Below are 19,034 nucleotides of genomic sequence, written 5' to 3'. Positions count from 1 at the left end.
CGAAATACCGTGGCTTGACCACGGTATCCATAACTATCTACTGTATTGACGTAGGCTTCCCAAAAATCTAATATTACTCACATTATTATTTAGGTAAATAAGGCACTAAGCCGCATTCTTGATCGTAAGCTTCTTGGGAAGCGTTTGATAAATGGCGAACTTCAGTTAACACCTCTTTCGGTAACTGTTTAAAAAAACCTAACCCTTTTCTAGAAACGCCTTCGTGGTAAATTCGATCAACCATCATCTTATGATTTACTTTAGTCGCTAAACTATTTTCATGAATCAAGTCGAGTATAAATGTTTTAGTAGGAATTTGAGTGACTTGCTGTGGCTCACGTTTAAGCGTGCCCCGCTTCAAAAGAACAGAATCAGCTAATTCAGTTTCAGTTAAGGCAATTGCGTAGGGTCCAATAAAGAAGGAATCGCCATGAATTACATTACTGCCAATTTTCAGAGTATAACCAAATGGGATTTCAAAAGCAGCAAAATCGAACGCACCATCATCGCGCTCTACACCAAGTATTAACGCACCACCGCATTCAGGTGATAAGGGAGTAAAGACATGAGGAAATGGATGTGTTTCTACGAATAATCCGCCACCCCCATTTGCCTTCATTACATAGTCATTTATATAATCTGCTTGCCAACGATATTCAATTAAATATAAATTTTCCAGTGAAGGCTCATTGACAGCATCAAGTGTGAAAGACTTTTCTAAAGGAATTAGCCGAGCACCGTATTTACCTAAGAACGCGGCCGGTACCGCCAGTGCATTCATTTTTGGAATAGTCACCACTTGAATATCTTGAGGAATAACCAACACGCCTAAGCCCCCGAAAACACTAGCATCCCGTCCACTTATAGCAGCTTCTTGATTTTTATTTTTCCAGGTTGCATTAATGGTTAATTCTTGCACTGGCGTGATTTGAATCTTACCTGTTGCCGAAGGTAAATCATATTCGCTTATTCCCGTTGCAGCCAGCATATTTATTTCTGTCCCTGCTTTAAGAATGGCATGGGCTTCTACTGCTTTCATTAAGGTCTTACTGCCTGGTATATCCGGGTTTCGTCGGTCAACCAGGGTTGACTGTAAGCCATGTAAATGCTCACTTACGATCTCAGCTGACAACTTACTTTTCATACACATTGTGCAATTACATATATCAGCACCCATAGGGGCATGCATTACATCAGGTGCTAATTTGTTTTTCACGGATACTTCGAAGAACTTTTTCATGGCACTCATCGTCACATTAGACATTAAAGCAGCAAATTATTTATAGTAGATTTGCCTAAAGCGCATAAATAATACATGTTAATGATTAATTGATCAAACCTGCTATAGATGATGGCGTGGAATTCTATTTAATTCCAGAAGCGAAACAATTGTAGCCTGGGTGCAAGCGCAGCGGTAACCCAGGATTGCAGGAGCCAAAGATTAGATTATTCGCTATGCCTATCAAGGGTAGCCTTTTATGCAAACGAGATTTAGAACCAGATCCTAGATTACCGCTACGTTTGCACCCAGGCTAAATTTCTAACGTTTATTCAAGTGCACTGCTTTTTAACAGGCTGCCCAAATAATTTTTTCATGGTACGCATTGTCCCATTAGGTATTAAAATAACAAATTATTTTTAATAAATTGCTCAAAGTGCGTAAACAATACTTGCCAATAATTAACTAATTATTAATAACCTACCCAATCTCTGTAAAGCTTAGTAAACATATCAATACATCTTAGCCCAACAAAATTTGGCAAAAAATCATAAAATTAATATTATCTTAATGTTTAATATATAGACTATTAGGACATTTTTAAAACTATATTAAAAAATCTTATTATGCCTAAGTTGACTCACGATGATTTAATAGAAGTAGGCACCTGCCTTGGCTATAAATCTTTCGAAGATGGTTTGTGTTATGGTTTTTCATGCATGCTGGCTCAAGCTGTTCTTGCTCAAGATACAGAAAATTTTTTAAATCGACTTCATTTAATTGCCTCATACAAACCTGATTTCCAACGTTTAAAAAACGACATTCAATCTGCTAGAAAGAAAGTTAAAAATAAAGAGGAACTTGATACAGAAACGCAAAATCTGCTAGATATACTTGCATTTTTTGACGGTATAGAGTTGTATTTATATCCAGAAGAACATACGGAGTTATTTTCTGATGGCGCTTATATTAATCAAGAAAAAATTACGGCTATTTATCCTCATGTTAAGTCAAAAGCACTAGAAAAAACTGAGCTTATTATATTACTAAATAAACCCTATGCGTTTGACGAAGCAGACTTAACTTCTTATTTAAACGATTTGGCCACTATACTAAAGCAAACTGATTCATCATTTCCTATTCTGTTAGGTAGTGGTGCACATAATGTCTATTTAAGCTATAGTAAAGCCCGTGATACTTGGATTTATGTAGATACCAATAATTTTGCATTAGATGATAAGCAAGATTACTTCCAGGAGTTAAAGCTCAATGAGCTAGTTGATAGCATTTTTGCCTCCTTAAGTATGAATTCCTCGTCTGTAATATTTAATACAACCCTGCTTGCAAGCAGTAATCAAAAAACTGAATCCCTAAAAAAATCACTTGCGACATTTGATGCAAACTATCCCATTAAATCCAAGCAAGCTAATATGCTTGATGGAGACGATGTTGGATTACTTTTCCTTGCTTGCCAAAAAGGCAATCTTAATGCTGTTCAGACTTTATTAAATGAGAAAGGCATTGATATTAATCAAGCAGAGGAGAGCAAAAAAACTCCTCTTTATATTGCTTGCCAAAATGGGTATCTTGATATCGTTCAAGCCTTATTAAGCAAAGAGAATATTAACATTAACCAAGTAGATGAGGATAACACAACGCCTCTCCACATTGCTTGCGAAAATGGTTATCTTACGATTGTTGAGGAATTATTAAAAAAGAAAGAAGCTATCGATGTTAACCTAGAAAACAATGATGACGTAACACCACTTTACATTGCTTGCCAAAATGGACATCTAGCAGTTGTGGAGGCTTTATTAGGGCAAAAAGGAATTAAAATTAATAAGGCAGAGAAAAGCCACACAACACCTCTTTACAGTGCTTGCGAAAATGGCCATCTTGCGATTGTCCAGGCCTTATTAAGACAAGAAGGGATTAAAATTAATAAAGCAAATAAAGATGGCGCAACACCACTTTATATTGCTTGCCAACAAGGACATACAGCTATTGTTGAGTTGTTATTAAACCAGGAAGGAATTGAAATTAACCAAGCAGAAAGAAGTGGCACAACCCCACTCTATGTTGCATGCCAACAAGGCAAAACAGAGGTAGTGAAATTATTATTAGCTAGACAACAAGAAATAGAAATTGATTCTAAAGGAGGTTTAGCTCAGTATACTCCACTACAAATTGCTTGTGCTTCATCATTGACTAAAGGCAAGCCTGCATTATTTCAGCTACTACTCGATAATAAGGCAAGTGTAACCTATCGCAATAAACTAGACCAAACGGCTCTAGACATAGCGCTTTTAAAGAAAAATGACACAGCAATCGCGACATTACTTCACTTTATGCAAACGCACCATATTAATCCTTGCGAAGTCATGTCACCTATATTCTTAGAAGCAGCCATTGCTTGGTCTAAAAAAGAAAATCTTCCTGAGTTAACCCATTACTTACAAACCAATCCAATGAAGCAAAATGACACAACATTAGTAAAACGACTGCATACCTTTTTTAGTGATGCAATGCCCAATAAAAAAATAGAAACAACCCCTGAAGCGGCTCTAATTACTAACGTTTAATCAAGAGCGCTGCGCTTTAAAAGTAAGTTAGATTGGGCTGCTCTTATTTAGCCCAACCTAACTCAACATGCAAGCGCGATTTAAGCGCAGATCCTGGACAGCTTCGCTTTCACCCAGGCTACATTCTAACAATATAAAATTAAAAACGATTTAATCTTATTCGCACGGCGCTGTTTATTTAATTTTTCAATTCAAATATTATCTAAATCTCTCAAGACACATCGTTTAATGACTAATTGAGATTTTTGACTGCAATCATAAATTTTATAACTAAGGAGAGTTTAATGTGTCGTTTTTGGACTTTAATAACGAGTGGGCTATTTTATTTTTTTGTTTATTCTAATGTGTGTGCGCAATTACCTAGCAATTATCAAGAGTTACCCGCCTCGCAAAAACAAGATTTATTATGGAATGAAATTACTAAAAGCCATGAGATTGAACCGTTACCTGAATTGAGTGGCAGCAGCTTTAAAGAAGTACTCGACAAGTTAAAAGTTTTATTTAACTTAAACCCCGCTTTTGATCATGTCGGCGATGAATTGCCTGAAGGACGCGCAAAAGTTATTCATGTGAATGGTTCTGTAGGCAAGATTGCCTTTGTACCAACATTTAATCATCCATTCACCGGTATTTATCAAACAGGCGGCATTGGTTTAGCACGTCTGTCATTAGCCACACCTCCTGCTGATAATAATTACATACCTGGCATGGCTATTAAATTTTTAATATCACAAAACCCTTCCGTAAATCTGCACGTGATGAACTCACTGGAAGGACAACAAGGAAACTGGAATTATTTTGCGAAAGATTTTTCCAATCAAATTCCACATCCAACAGGTTGGGTTGCAAAAGCCATTGAAAAAATCTTTGAATGGACGCGCGATCCTGCTAATGACTTACCTTTATGGCATTTAGCAGCTTGGACTACGGAAGGAAAATTTGCAGGCATTCCTGTAGTTCCTGAGCAACTTTATTTCAAACCAAGTAGCTCGGTAATACACGTAATCCCTGAGCAATCTCGCGAAGATTTTAGACTATCCTTATTACAAGTACCCATGGGGCCTCTTTACGAGGTGTATGGCAAATACCGTGGTGTTGAATATCATATAGGTACACTCATGTTAGAAAGTGTTTTGCTCGCTTCTTATTACGGTGATAAAGAGTTATTTTTTCAACATCAGCGTTAAAAAGTAATAAGTGGGGTTGGGCCAAAGCCCAACCTGTTTATAATACTAATTGTACTCCGTCCTCATCTGCTTCATCGTCAGCCCAGCTCCAATCGTCCCAATTATCAACATCTGGAGCTGTGAAGGTATCTTTCGTGATGGTTGGTCTTTCCTTTTTTTCAGCTACGGTTCTTACGTCTTTAAAAAAACCTATACCAAATACTTCTCTTACATCAGTCTTAGAAGCAGAATCTTTAGTACTTTGAACTCTTTCATAACCAGTATATTCCACTTGGTTAGCATCTTTTACATCCACCATGACAGCACGGTTATGCCCACTCGATCCCCTAAGCTTAACATCTCTACTCGTTTCATCAGCATTCCATTTAATATTATTTTTTGTCTTATCACTTATAGTTAGTTTCTTTCTCATGATTAACGCCTCATTTAAGTTACATCAATTTAATTCAATCATATTTAAATTAAGGCATTATTAACTTTTTTTATACATAAAAAAAATATTTTTATACACTCAATAAATATATTAAATAGAAATTTAAAGATACCAAGTAGCCTTGATGCAGCGCAGCGTAATCAAGGTTTCTTTAGTTCAATTTTACAATGATTACAATTTAATTTGACTTGCGAAGGAATATAAAATTAATAAATATTTTAGACGGATCGTTGCTCTTAGTAGGATGTATTTCTTTACTCTAAATTACTCGATAAAAAATTAAGCTTGTCAGTTAATAACATTCATTTGTTTAAAGCGATAAAGTAGATTTAAAATACTTAAATTTCAGTTTATTTTTGCAGAATATAACCTTGATTGCGCTTTCGCTACATCAAGGCTACGGCCAAAGCTTCATCATTATATTAAGATGTTACGCGTCATCACCAATTCTTCTTCAATGACACAATCATTATCTGAATATCACACATCAATTTTTTACTTTTTTTACCATGTCTTCATCACCTACAATAACATCTTCTTATGAAAGCTCACTTCGGCTACACTAGGATACTACAAAATTTTGTTACCAACATGTTCCTCTTCGAGAACACAATCGTCATCTGAGTTAGCGACTACATCTTGGTTTTCACTTTTGTTAGCATGTTCTTCATTCAGAATAACATCCTCTTCTGAATCACCTAAAGGTTTAGGTTTTTGTGAAAGATGTTTAGCTAATATAGTGTAGAGCTTATTATGAGAAGCAAAGCAGGATAAATGGCCAAAATACCGCAGTGGGGAAGAATATAATTGACGCATATCACCAACAACTTTATTTAAAATATTATCGACTCTTATCGAGGTACTTTCAAAAATCTTCTTTGAAATAGTGCTCATCTCTTTACTAAATTGAATTTCAATTTCAAGGTTGGTGGACTCATGCAAATTACAATTTAATACTTTCCTTTTGCTAATTTGAATTACCTCTTTTAGTTTATTTAAATCAGCTATTTCTTCAATTTTACAAATTCTTAAATAAGTATTAATGGATTCTTCAATGACTTTCAATTTATTATAAAATTCAACTTGCAGCCCTTTTTTATAAGGGTAGTCAGAATCACAAGTAATAGTGCCTTTGAGATCTAACTGATGGTCAGGAGTAAAAGGTGTTAACACATGCGGATCAGCTTCTGTCATGTCTAAACGATAACATTGAAGTCTCTGATAAATTCTTGATGCAGGATAGGCTTCATTATTTAACACATCCAAAATAACACAGGATGCGCCATAATTTTTTACATCTTTTATATCACTTTTAGGATCTCTATCTATAATGATAATGACATGATCTGAGCTAACGATATAAGCCATTTCTACATGGACTCTAAACTTAATTAAAAATTCACTAATGGCTATAGCACATAATTCATAGCAATTACCTAGCTTTTTTTCTTCAAAATTTTTCACAATTAAGTTTAACCCTAATAGAAACTGTGCCTGCTTACTTTCTGGCATTCCAATGGTTCTAGATAAAAAATAAGTAAGGCATTCTTCAAGCGCCGACTTATCCTTCCTCACTGCCTCAATTTTTTCAATAAGCTCTTTAATCCGTTGTTTATCTTGAATCAGTGGTTGGGTATAAGAATTACTAATTGGAATAATTTGCCTTGTATTTTTTAAAGCTTCTAATGCAATTTTTAAATTATTAGCAAGTCGGGTATTTGGTGTCTTTTTTAGTTCAAAAGGTTGTTTCATAAAAGTCTATTTACATATTAAAAAATCCTGCGTAAAACCTATTATATAGTACAAAAATTATGCAAATATTAAGCAATTTAATTTGTAAAAATTAAAAATAAAATGATATTTTTTCTGTTATTGAAAATAATATTTATTAGTTAAAATTTTTTAATAAATAATTTATTTAATGACGCAAATTTTTTTAAAAATTATTTGGATTTTTAGGTACGGCAATTAAATTTTTCACGTAAAATTAAGTTTAAATTTTAATAATTTGATTAATAAGCGATAAATTATCTATGATTATAGGTATAGGGTTATCTTAACCAGACACAGGTAAAGGAATACGATATGCATAATGAATATAATCAAGTCAGTACCCGTTTCTTAAGGGATGATGAGCGCTTCGTATTATCAGAAGAAAAAGAAATGCCTTTAGTGATTGAGCCAACCACCCAAACCGATACAGATTTTTTGCAGCGCTTTCTTGCGACTCATTCTAAGCAGTTAATTAAGGACATGGCAAAATATGGCGCTGTATTATTAAGAGGCTTTGATGTCGCTTCCGATAAAGAGTTTGAAAAAACGGTATTAAGCGTTCCTCAATTTCGTGGAATTAGTGAAGCCTTTATGGCAGAAAATGGGCGCACCCATGTTGATGACTTAAAATTTGTTCTGCACACTAACAGTGTATATAAAACCGGTGGCACTTTATATTTAGGTGGATTCCATACCGAAAATTATTACTCTGCTGATGTACCAGGGTATATTTTTTTCTACTGCGCAAAACCTTCTCCCCTGGGCGGCGAAACAGGTTTAATTAATACCCAAAAAATTTACCAAAACTTAGACCAATCATTACAAAATAAACTTGAAAAAAATAGTTTTTTTGTTTCCAAATGGTTAGTTTCAGAAGTAGCAGAACGCTATCAGTTAGACTCAGACATTATAGAAAAAATTGCCACCTATTTTGACTTACCAATTGTAGGCACTGGAAAAGACCGTTTTATTTTAATGTATAAGCCTAGTGTTTTTATCCACCCCCTTACCCAAGAAAAAGCCTTACAAATTAATCTTTTTGAATTACCCACTCTCAATGACTACTTAAGAACCTGCTTTAGAGCCGATTATCAAGGTAGCAACTGGTTTTGGCATCGTTTCTTTTGGAGCTTGCCGCCTACCCTTTTTAATAGCATTGAATCTTTAGCAATCGCCGCCATTGCTTTTTATCATTCGCCTAAAAACTCTTACAACATGGTGCGTACAAAATTATCTAGTCATTTTGCTAAGAAAAAAACTGATATACCCACGCTTGATAAAGTAGGAAACTGTTTTACTAAAAATGATATTAAGCAGCTGGCGCAAACCATGCGCAAGTATTATTGCTCATGCTTATGGCAAAAAGGAGATATTTTATTGATTGACAATAAAAAAGTCATGCACGCCGGCATGCCAGGCAAAGGAGAGCGCGTCATTCGTGCTATGATTGCTAATCCTATTGCTATGAATTATACCATGCAAGAATCTGGGATATTACAGGCTGAAGAACGAACGACACTCGCTATTGGTGAATACTTATCTGGCGCTACATTACCTGAAGCTGAAGAAAGTCCTTTACAAAGCCTATGATTTTTGCAAGTTTTTTAGTAAATATAGAGACTGTCTTTAAAAGCAAGCAAAATCTTATTAAAAGTTTTTTGTTTTTTTAAGACAGTCTCTACTTGCTTTATCTAACTTAAGTCCGAAATACCGTGGCGTGTCTACGGTATCCATACCCATCGTGCCACTTCAATGGATACCGCGGTCAAGCCGCGGTAATTCGGTTGTGATTATATTTCATACTAAATAAACGTAGCCTGGGTGCAGGCCCAAAGGGCCGGAGCCTGGGTTTTCTTTCGTTTCACGCAGGCTACTTTATGGAGGCGTTTCCAATATTAAAGCTTTATCTTTACACTTTTTACACCACCTTGCTTTTCAGTTACTATTAAATTTTTCTTTATAGCATCGGGGTTAATATTAGAACTTGGCCTGCCAAAAAAGGATTGATTATAAGGCTGCTTAAATGGCTGTAAGGAAATGGTATTAATTAATCCTCTTTGATCTGAATAGATAAGATCACGGTACCCTTTAACTACTTTAACTGAACTCGGTGTTTTGAGTGCCTGCAATTCCTTAATTAGCCTGCCAGCGAATGAAGGCATTAACTTTAAAACATCGTTACTAGCGACGCTGAGTTCCACACACTTTCTAAAAGATCGCTTGTGGTCTTTTAGAAAGTCAGCTAACTCGCTATAGTGTTTATCACGGCTATGATTTAAAAGAGTTGCTAAAGCGTTTAAGGTTGCTGTCTCATTTAAAGCAGCAGCATCACCTTTTTTGTTAGTGCACCACCCGTCTGTTGCCTCCCCTGTTGCGAATAAACGTTTCTTCGCTTTTCTCTCGCCCTTAACACACGTTGTTAAATCGGGAATTGCTTGTAGCGCTAGTACCTGCTCGTTTTTAAGTTTTTTAGTAAGACAGGTACATTCCACACCATCGGCACCCCGAGTTAAGTAATAAACAGCAAAGCAATTAGTTTTATTATTCCTTACAAATACATAAGCTGCATCTAAGGACTTATGTAATCCTTTTTTTATAAGCATCTTTGGCGTTATCTTTTTTTCATCTTCCGAAATAACTCGAACGCCGCAAAAACGCTCACCAGTTTGCCAGATGAGATCATTAACTAACACTTCTAATCTTTTTTCATTCTCTTTTTCTTTATCACCAGTAAACAATAGTGGGTATTGGGCTTTTATTTTTTCTGCTAATACTGCTCTTTGATTAGCAAATTCTTGCGCATTTTGCACTTCAGCATCTAACCTTTCGTTACTTCCTGCAGTTTTGCATCCCAATAAGGTAATTTGTTTGATAATAGGGTATTTGCTAGCAAGAGAAGCGATTTCATCAGGGGGCAAGCCTGCGATAGTAGCGCCCTCAAGATGCGCATGCCCGACAAGCGAAAAATAGATTGCCCCTTTACCCATTTGACCTAATTGGTCTAATACTTCCTGCAACTGACTAATATTTCTTACATACATACTATGGCCTGCGCCATGCGTATGGGTGTACATGTGCGAAATATCTTCTAACTGAGCACTGGCTTCATGAGGTTGAAATATAATCATATTACAAGTCTTGAGAACATCCTGATAACGGGCATCTAAATAATCTAAATAACTTGCAAGTTCTTGCTGTTTTTCAGGACTGAAATAAAGCCGAAGATTATATGAATGCCTAAGCAGCATATCTTCTACATAGTTATCTTCCTGCAAAATGGTCACTCGTAATTCTTCAGATACCCATTGAAATGCTTCATAATTTTGTTTCACTGCCGCAAAACAAATATCTTTATCTTCTTTCATGGATTGCGGGAAATCTTTAAGCAGCAGCCCATTTTGTTTTACTGCCGCCAGATAAATATCTTTATCCTTTTGATCAGGCGGTATATCCTTTAACACTTCCCAATTTTGCGTTACTGCAGCAAGGCAAATCTCTTTGTCGTGTTGTCTAGTTTCAAAAATATGCAGAAAAGCTTCTGGATTTTGCTGAACTGCTGCAAGGCAAACTTTTCTATCCTCTTTCATAGCTTGAGAAGCATACTTTATAAATAGCCCATTTTTTTTCATTACTTCAAGGCAAATTTCTTTGTATTCTTTTGTATCCATTTTTTGCGACACATATTTAAAAGCAGCATAATTTTTTCGAATCGCTGCTAGACAAATTTCTTTATAGCCTGGAGTTTCCGCAGGCACATTATCTAAACGCTGCCAATTACGCTCTACTTCTGCAAGATAACTCTCGAAACTTTTTTTCTGTATAGGACTAGGAACGCTAACCTTTGCTTGGTGAATCGTCAATTTTACTGATTTTTCATTAGCTGCCATACTCTTTTGCCTCGCATTTGTTTACTTTACAATAAGTTATTGTGCAAAGATGAAATAGATACATATTATACTTTATGTGCAATAAATATACAATTATTTTGTTTGTATTTTAAATAAAGCATATGGTTAGTAAACGTAGTTTAGGTGCAGCCCAAAGGGCCTAAACCTGGGTTTCACTTCGTTTCACCCAGGCTACATTTACTTAGTATGAAATAAATCACAACCGAATTACCACGGTCAAGCCACGGTATTTCGGACTGGGGTTAGATATCTCATATAACCTCAATTCAGTAGATTTTTATAGATAACCCCATCTTTCATAATAAGCATTAAGTTTTCTTCTGGCTTACATAATAGATCTAAATCGTTTAAGGGATTACCTTTAACGATGAGCAAATCAGCATATGCTTCTGGTGCAATGACGCCTAGTTTGCCTGTCTGCATTAATAAGTCAGCATTGACTGCTGTGGCTGAGCGAATAATATTTATTGGAGAATCTAAGTCTTTGCGCATTTCAAATTCTCGTAGTTGCTCTTTTTGCGCAACAGGGCCCCATAAATCAGTGCCAAATCCAGTTTTCAACTGATATTTTTTAGCCCATTTATAAACCTGTTTACCCATTGCAATTGTTTTCTTAAGATTCTCAACAATTACAGGCGATAAATGATTACTCTCCGCTGATTCGACTCGTTGTACTAGAGAAATAAAAGTAGGATTATAATAAAGGTTATGTTCAGCCATAAGTGCTACTGTTTCTTCGGTAATGTAATTAGCATGTTCGATAGAGCGAATACCTGCTTTAATGCACCGGCGTACGCCTTCATCTGAATACACATGCGCCATCACATACGTATTATAAGCTTGCGCTTCTTCAACGGCTGCCCTTAATTCATCAAGGGAAAACTCATAAATCGTAGGATGCTGCGCTGGAAAGACAACCCCGCCAGAGCAAAAAAGCTTTAATTGAGTAGCCCCTTTTCTCAATTCTTCTCGCGCTGCTTTGCGAACCGCATCTACGCCATCAGCAATAACCGACATCACTGAAAAAGTACTTGCATGCCCACAGGCATCGGTTGTTTCTGCTGGTGTGCGAAAATCAGCGCCACCACCTGTTTGAGTAATTGCCATGCCAGAATAAAATAGTCGCGGGCCAATGATTTCGCCGGCTTCCAGTAAGCGAGCAATAGCATAATTAGCGCCACCGGCTTCACGCAGCGTCGTGTAACCAAACATCAGGCTATTCTTTAAATAAAGCGTTTCGGCATGCGCAATTTCTTCTAAAGAAGACGTAATATTTTTAGGGGATAAGGTTAAGCCTGTAATATGCGCATGCGAATCAATTAAACCAGGCATTAAGGTCATGCCTTTAACATCGATGACAGTCGCTTCATCATGATTGATTGGTGTTGCAGAAACAGTCAGGATTTTATTATCTTTAATTAAAACATCATAGCCTACTTGTAACTCATCCCAATCATTTAAAATTAAATTAGCTCGTTTAAAAAGAACAAAGCTTGACATGGATGTCTCTCTTTTGCTAGATAGCAACTAATACGATGATTGATTAAATTATAAACTTTTTTATTGTAATTTGTTCGTTAAAAATAAAATTTTCTATTTTTACCAGCCAAAAATATTGATAAAGGCCATTTTTCCTGAATCAATCACAAATTATTTTCAGGAAAGCGCTTAATAAAATGCTAATAAAAATTTGGTGAAATTATTGACAGTTATTTAATAATTTACCCAACTAGACTAATTAAAAAGTAGAAATATGATTTAAAACGATGGAGAAATACAATGCCTCTTATTAAGTTATCCGCTGACGGAGCACCTATATCAAAAATAAAGAAATCAGGAACTTATCATTCTACCGCTATTGCGCTTAGTAAAAAAGCACGAGCTAATGCCATAAATGTTGATATTAGCGAGGTAGGAATTTTAGAAAACAATCATAATGGCTGCCTTTGGACAGAGTCACTGCAGTCTTGTTTTCCCGTAGTATTTAAATTTAAAAATGGTGACATTGGGCTTTTTCATGGTATGTGTGTCGTACTAGATAGAATTAAAGATTTATTAGAAAGAGATGATCTTGAAGAAATTCAACTCTTCGAAAAAGGGCACGTGCTGAACTCTGGCAAGGTAAAGCAGTTTACCGAAAATCTTATACAATATTACCAAGATACCAATCGCAAACAACCGATTATAAATATTCAAAAACAAGATCATATTTCCCCTTATGGTGTCGTGGTTTGTTATAAATCTTCCAATAACAAGCCCATTATAATCATTGGGCAAAGTTCAAACGCAGGTAATCGGCTAGTCGAAAGATTAACTGAATGTACTAATAAAGAAGATATTATTCGGCCTTATGAATTTGAAGACGCCGCAGAACGATTTAAAAATGCGCCAGCAGCAGACAGAAATTTATTTTTTAAATCTGGACAAGAAAACCGGCAAGCACTAGCTATAGAGTTACAAGCTACTAAAAATAAACCATCGTGTACTATTTTATAAGCTACGTCTAATTACAAATTTTTATAATAAATTAATCATAAATTAGAGAACTATCAAGCTGAGTTATCTTTGCTTTGTAAGTTCTCTAACTTTTGATTAATCGCTGTCAACATGTCTTCAATAGTTTTTAATTCTATTTGTTCTTCTTTTTCTTCCATTTCATGTTGAGTTTGCATAGCATCAACAATGACTGCAATAAATAAATTTAATACGGAAAACGTTGCGATTAAAATATAAGTAATAAAAAATACCCAAGCGTAAGGATAAATTTCCATGACTTTGCGCACAATGTCAGGCCATCCTTCTAGAGTCATTATTTGAAATAAACTAAAAAAAGAAGACTGTAAACTACCAAAATACTCCGGAAAATTCTGGCCAAACAATCTCGTAGCCATCACCCCAAATACGTAGAATAAAATAAGCAAAATACCTGCGATAGAACTAATGCCAGGGATTGCATTAATCAAACCCTGAACAACTCGCCGTAGAGATGGAAAAGCAGACACTAATCGTAACACCCTTAAAACCCGGGCCGCTCGTAAGACGGTAAATGCTTGACCTGCAGGAATCAAAGATATTGAAACCACAATTAAGTCAAACATGTGCCATGGATTACTAAAAAATTTTTTACGCAAAACTATCATTTCTAAACAAAGTTCAATCACAAATAACACCGTAAAGGTATTATCTAACGCGCTAAGCAAAGGGCCATATGTTTGGGTAATGGCAGGATAAGTTTCAAGCCCTAAAACAATAGCGTTAAGAATGATTAATGTAACAACAAAATTATAAAACCAGCGACTAACAACGATATCTCTTAGCTTATCCATAGCAGACTCAATGCGTGTTTACTTCCTATTGAAATTTATTTCATGATGAATAACTTATACAAATGTTATTCACATGACAAAAACAAATTATGCAACTGCCTGGATTTTAACACAACAACTAACTGTCATAGGCATCTCTTAAGAATTGCGTTTTATCATTTGCCTATTATTTAAATTTTCACAATGAAATATTTTAAGCTCAGATGTCCCGCTCTCTAGGTAACCTCACTCTACCCCCTCGCCCACGCGAGGAATTGGGCTAGTATGCTCATGTGGTTCGTGGGAGAGGGTTGGGGAGAGGGAAATGGAAAAATCTATTCTAAGACAACATGCAAAAAAATTACGACAACAAAGCACTATGACTGAGCGGCATCTCTGGTATCACCTTCGTGCAAACCGACTGGGCTATAAATTCAAACGGCAAGTTCCCATAGGAAAATACATTGTTGATTTTGCATGCTTAGAAAAACGCTTAATCATTGAGCTTGATGGAAGTCAACACTTTGACAATCAGACATATGACGAAGAGCGTACAGCTTGGTTTAATGGGCATGGTTTTAAAGTATTACGATTCTGGAACAATGCTGTCTTGCATCAAACCGCCGCAGTAGTTGAAGTCATCATGGACGCTTTATCTTCATTATAAGTTAAGCCAGATAACCGAAGTATTCTTAAAAACCAGGGCACACTGAAAATGCATACTTCATTGCCTTGCTTGTTATACCCTCTCCCCAACCCTCTCTCACGAACCACATGATCATACTAGCCCAATGTCTCACGTGGGCGAGGGGGTAGATTGGGGCGTGCCTGAAGAACAGAACATCAATAAAAGTACGCGCTTAATAAATCATTCTATTTGCTATGCCCTCTCCCCCCCCACGAACCACATGATCATACTAGCCCAATGTCTCACGTGGGCGAGGGGGTAGATTGGGGCGTGCCTTAAGAACAGAACATCAATAAAAGTATGCGCTTAATAAATCATTCTGCTTGCCATGCCCTCTCCCCCCCCACGAACGACATGATCATACTAGCTCAATGTCTCGCGTGGGCAAGGGGTAGAGCGCCGGATGTTTAAAGAACAGAACATCAATTAATGTTAGATAGTGTAGAAAAATTTGTAATAAATCCTATATGATAGGGATTCGCCTATCACACGTATTAAAAAATGGTCTTTTTAAAAAAGTATTTTTACTTTGTAGCTAGCATTGTGCTTACGGGTTATCTTTTAGTCGTGCTGGCAACGTTATTTAATCCCTTTTTAGCCGCCTTTATTTTAGCTTTAGCTTTAAAACCTTTTGCCTCGCTACTTGAGAAATATAAAATACCTAGACTACTAAGTACCATTATTTCCGTATCACTACTTATTATCATTCTTTTTGCACTTGTTTTATTTTTTCAGGCACAAGTACGTAGCATCGATTTTGAACTCACTAATTTTAGCCAAAACATTACCGGCATTCCGGCAAAGATTCAAAATTGGATAACCACTATTTTAGGTGTCAATCAGGAACAACAACAATCAATTCTTATGGAAGCATTTACAACAGCCGTAAAAAACAGCACCGTGCTAATTAATCGAACAATGTCTTTTACCGCCTCTGTGCTTACCGCTTTTTTAATTTTTACGATTGTATTGTTCTTCCTACTCTATTATCGAAAAAATCTTGTTCTATTTCTTTTTAAAGTAACTGATTCGAAAAATCATGCTACCTTACGAAGAATTTTAAAGCGGGTACAATCCGTGGTAGTCAATTATATAGTTGGCTTATTTCTGGTTATTGTGATTGTGGGCGTATTAAATATCCTAGGTCTTTGGTTTTTAGGAATTGAGCACGCTGTTCTTTTTGGTGTAATGGCTGCGGTCCTTACTTTGATTCCTTATATTGGTATTTTTATTGGCTCCCTACTTCCAGCAATTTTTGCTTTATTAAGCAAGGGATCCATTTGGTATGCTTTAGGCGTTATTCTTATTTTTATGTTTGTACAGTTTCTTGAAGGCAATTTTTTAACGCCTAATATTGTAGGCAATCAGGTAAGTGTTAACCCCTTTGCAGCTGTGCTTGGTTTAACTGTCGGTGGGTTATTATTAGGCATTACAGGTATTATGCTGGCACTCCCTATTCTGGCAATTATTAAGGTTATCTGTGATGAAATTAAAACTTTAAAACCTATCGGTTATTTAATTGGTAATTTCAACTAAGAATTAATATAGGATTTTTAGAATAATCTCATTAAAAATAGACTATAATTTCATCAGATAGTATAAACATTTCAATTCTTCCTAGAAACTGTAATCACATTATACTCTCTTGAGTTTCTTTAATCTTTTAAAGCCTGCTTAGTAGGATTTATGCATTTCTTGGAGAATAAGATGTTTACTTATACCGCAACTGTTTATTTTAACTCGCATTTGATTAATACAAAATCAAGTGATGATTTAGATGCTCTCTTTATTTGGATGCTAACTGAAGGTGATCAAGACGGCGATTCAAGTGGTCAAATAATTCATAACCTGAGTCAGGAAATAGTAAAGAAATTTAAAAAAAATTCTTGCTTAAATTAATCACAAGCTATTCATTTGTAAAATATATTTTCTGTTTTTTTACCTGTTTAAATAAATTGCAAAAATATAGTCCAAATTTATCGTCTTACATTAAAAGGAAACATTTATACTAAAATAAATCATAGGTCTTAGTTTTCATAAGGAACGAGCTTGTGAAATTTCTGTATGAGATATTTCCTATTGTCCTGTTCTTTTTGGCCTTTAAATTTTATGATATCTATTTGGCAACTTATGTAGGGATTATTGCCACTGCGATACAAGTTATAATGACCCGATTAATACAAAAGAAATGGGATAAGGTACAACTATTTACTTTGCTTACCTTTGTAGTCTTTGGCGGTTTAACCTTATATCTTCGCGATCCTATTTTTATAAAATGGAAACCTAGTATTATTTTTTGGACTTTTGCTTTATTAATCTTAGTCAGTCACTTTATTTTAAAAAAATCATTGTTACAATTTTTGATTAGTTCCATGCTTAAAGATGGTGACAACTTACCTGCTAGCATTTGGAATAAATTAAACAATATCTGGATTATTTTCTTTGTTTTAATTGGATTTTTGAATCTAATTTTTGCTTATTATTTTAGCACTAACGCTTGGGTTAACTTCAAATTTTATGGCATTAGTCTTGGGGTTATTTTAATTAGTATTATTCAAACTATTTATATAAGAAAATGGCGCAAGAAATTAAGCCAAGCAGACGCCAATTAATTTAAACAAGCTATTCCGGAAAATTTTTAAGCGCTTGGGACTATTTTAATTCCTTGATTAATTATTACTTTTATTACCTAGTAGAGAATGTTAGGAGCAAACAAAATTGTCCTAACAGTTAATAAATGCTAATATTGGCTTAATTTATATACTAATTGAAAGTTTATGAAGCGATTTATTAATTTTTTCCTAGTCTTTTCATTGTGCTTTTCAGCTAATACCATGGCTAAAAGTAACCATGATGTAAGTTTACGCGATAAAATTGGCCAAATGCTGCTCATTGGTTTTGACGGCAAAAAAATAGACGCCCACTCGCCAATCGTAAAAATGATTGAAGAAAATAATATTGGTGGCGTTATTCTATTTGATTATAACTCCCACACAAAAAATTATGATAAAAATATTGTAAACCCCCTACAAGTAAAAGAGCTCAATCATGATTTACAATACTTTAATAAGCAGGGCAATTTAAAGTATCACCGGCTACCGCTACCCTTATTAATTTCGGTAGACTATGAAGGTGGGCAAGTAGCTAGGTTGGGTGAACAATATGGATTTCCGCCAACTTTATCTGCCGCTGACGTGGGTAAGAGAAGCTTAAAGGAAGCAGAAACGATCGCTAAATCTATGGCTCAAACATTGAAAACCGCCGGATTTAATTTAGATTTTGCGCCGATATTGGATGTAAACGTTAACCCAGATAATCCAATTATTGGCAAAAAAGACCGTAGCTTTTCAAGCGATCCAAATAAAGTAATTAAGTATTCTCATGTTTATTCACGCCAGTTTTTACAACAAAAAATTCAATGTGCCTACAAGCATTTCCCAGGCCATGGCAGCTCTACTCAAGATTCACACCTTGGTTTTGTTGATGTGACTGATACTTGGCATGCCTATGAATTAGAGCCTTACCGACAATTATTGAACTTAAACGACACCTGTGGTGCAATCATGACTGCGCATATTGTCAATCGTCAATTAGATGAAACAGGCCTGCCTGCTACCTTGTCCCATAAAATATTAACAGGCCTCCTACGTCAGCAATTACATTATAAGGGGGTTATCATTACCGATGACATGCAAATGAAGGCTATTCATGATAATTATGATCTTGAACAAGCTGTCGTTTTAGCCATAAATGCTGGAGCAGATATGTTGTTATTTGGTAATAATTTAACAACTGCGCCGCAAGACTCAAAACAATTAATTGATCTCATTGAAGCTAATGTTTTATCAGGTAAAATAAATCCCGAAAGAATAAACGAAGCATACCAGCATATTATCGCTTTGAAGCAATCCCTAAAACCTACCTAATAATACCAAGGAG

Annotated in this window: 15 protein-coding genes; 9 read left to right on the top strand and 6 right to left on the bottom strand. The window is 35.5% G+C overall.

Going from position 1 to position 19,034, the window contains the following annotated elements:
- Nucleotides 1-85: 85 nt before the first annotated feature.
- Nucleotides 86-1,240: a hypothetical protein gene (locus DYE47_RS05405; protein WP_115304021.1), complete on the bottom strand. Its 1,155-nt coding sequence runs from the start codon at nt 1,238-1,240 to the stop codon at nt 86-88.
- Nucleotides 1,241-1,845: 605 nt separating this feature from the next.
- On the opposite strand from DYE47_RS05405, the gene DYE47_RS05400 reads away from it, so the two are divergent.
- On the top strand, nt 1,846-3,801 hold the full coding sequence (locus DYE47_RS05400; RefSeq protein WP_115302286.1) for an ankyrin repeat domain-containing protein: 1,956 nt from the start codon (nt 1,846-1,848) through the stop codon (nt 3,799-3,801).
- 284 nt (nt 3,802-4,085) lie between these two features.
- Complete coding sequence (locus DYE47_RS05395; protein ID WP_115302285.1) at nt 4,086-4,988, top strand: hypothetical protein; 903 nt, start codon at nt 4,086-4,088, stop codon at nt 4,986-4,988.
- Nucleotides 4,989-5,025: 37 nt separating this feature from the next.
- Here DYE47_RS05395 and DYE47_RS05390 read toward each other — a convergent pair whose 3' ends face one another.
- A complete protein-coding gene (locus DYE47_RS05390; protein ID WP_115302284.1) occupies nt 5,026-5,400 on the bottom strand; it encodes a hypothetical protein in 375 nt (124 codons plus the stop codon).
- Nucleotides 5,401-5,991: 591 nt separating this feature from the next.
- Entirely contained in the window at nt 5,992-7,173 is a 1,182-nt protein-coding gene (locus DYE47_RS05385) for a hypothetical protein (RefSeq protein WP_115302283.1), read from the bottom strand.
- A 333-nt stretch (nt 7,174-7,506) separates the two neighbouring features.
- Here DYE47_RS05385 and DYE47_RS05380 point away from each other — a divergent pair, with 333 nt between their 5' ends.
- Nucleotides 7,507-8,784: a TauD/TfdA family dioxygenase gene (locus DYE47_RS05380; RefSeq protein ID WP_115302282.1), complete on the top strand. Its 1,278-nt coding sequence runs from the start codon at nt 7,507-7,509 to the stop codon at nt 8,782-8,784.
- A gap of 305 nt (nt 8,785-9,089) precedes the next feature.
- On the opposite strand, the gene DYE47_RS05375 is transcribed toward DYE47_RS05380, so the two are convergent.
- Nucleotides 9,090-11,081, bottom strand: coding sequence for a DUF4116 domain-containing protein (locus DYE47_RS05375; protein ID WP_115302281.1), 1,992 nt, complete (start codon nt 11,079-11,081; stop codon nt 9,090-9,092).
- 282 nt (nt 11,082-11,363) lie between these two features.
- Entirely contained in the window at nt 11,364-12,602 is a 1,239-nt protein-coding gene (locus DYE47_RS05370) for a metal-dependent hydrolase family protein (RefSeq protein WP_115302280.1), read from the bottom strand.
- Between the two features lie 279 nt (nt 12,603-12,881).
- Between DYE47_RS05370 and DYE47_RS05365 the strand changes: the two genes are divergently transcribed.
- The gene (locus tag DYE47_RS05365) at nt 12,882-13,598 is read left to right on the top strand and encodes a hypothetical protein (protein ID WP_115302279.1); all 717 of its coding nucleotides are present in this window, start codon (nt 12,882-12,884) and stop codon (nt 13,596-13,598) included.
- Between the two features lie 53 nt (nt 13,599-13,651).
- Here DYE47_RS05365 and DYE47_RS05360 read toward each other — a convergent pair whose 3' ends face one another.
- The gene (locus DYE47_RS05360; protein ID WP_115302278.1) at nt 13,652-14,428 is read right to left on the bottom strand and encodes an ion transporter; all 777 of its coding nucleotides are present in this window, start codon (nt 14,426-14,428) and stop codon (nt 13,652-13,654) included.
- Between the two features lie 304 nt (nt 14,429-14,732).
- Between DYE47_RS05360 and DYE47_RS05355 the strand changes: the two genes are divergently transcribed.
- The 5 genes from DYE47_RS05355 to DYE47_RS05335 all read left to right on the top strand — a co-directional run bounded on the left by DYE47_RS05355 (nt 14,733) and on the right by DYE47_RS05335 (nt 19,021).
- Nucleotides 14,733-15,074 carry an endonuclease domain-containing protein gene (locus tag DYE47_RS05355; protein WP_115302277.1) on the top strand — a complete coding sequence of 114 codons (342 nt, stop codon included), beginning with the start codon at nt 14,733-14,735 and terminating at the stop codon, nt 15,072-15,074.
- A 522-nt stretch (nt 15,075-15,596) separates the two neighbouring features.
- Entirely contained in the window at nt 15,597-16,631 is a 1,035-nt protein-coding gene (locus tag DYE47_RS05350; protein ID WP_115302276.1) for an AI-2E family transporter, read from the top strand.
- 171 nt (nt 16,632-16,802) lie between these two features.
- Entirely contained in the window at nt 16,803-16,994 is a 192-nt protein-coding gene (locus DYE47_RS05345) for a hypothetical protein (protein ID WP_115302275.1), read from the top strand.
- Between the two features lie 152 nt (nt 16,995-17,146).
- Nucleotides 17,147-17,707, top strand: coding sequence for an inner membrane-spanning protein YciB (locus DYE47_RS05340; protein ID WP_160149852.1), 561 nt, complete (start codon nt 17,147-17,149; stop codon nt 17,705-17,707).
- A gap of 165 nt (nt 17,708-17,872) precedes the next feature.
- Nucleotides 17,873-19,021, top strand: a complete 1,149-nt coding sequence (locus DYE47_RS05335) for a glycoside hydrolase family 3 protein (RefSeq protein WP_115302273.1) — start codon at nt 17,873-17,875, stop codon at nt 19,019-19,021.
- Nucleotides 19,022-19,034: the final 13 nt, after the last annotated feature.

This window comes from Legionella beliardensis (assembly GCF_900452395.1).
In the GTDB taxonomy this organism is placed as follows: Bacteria; Pseudomonadota; Gammaproteobacteria; order Legionellales; family Legionellaceae; genus Legionella_C; species Legionella_C beliardensis.
This window is presented reverse-complemented; position numbering and strand designations above follow the sequence as displayed.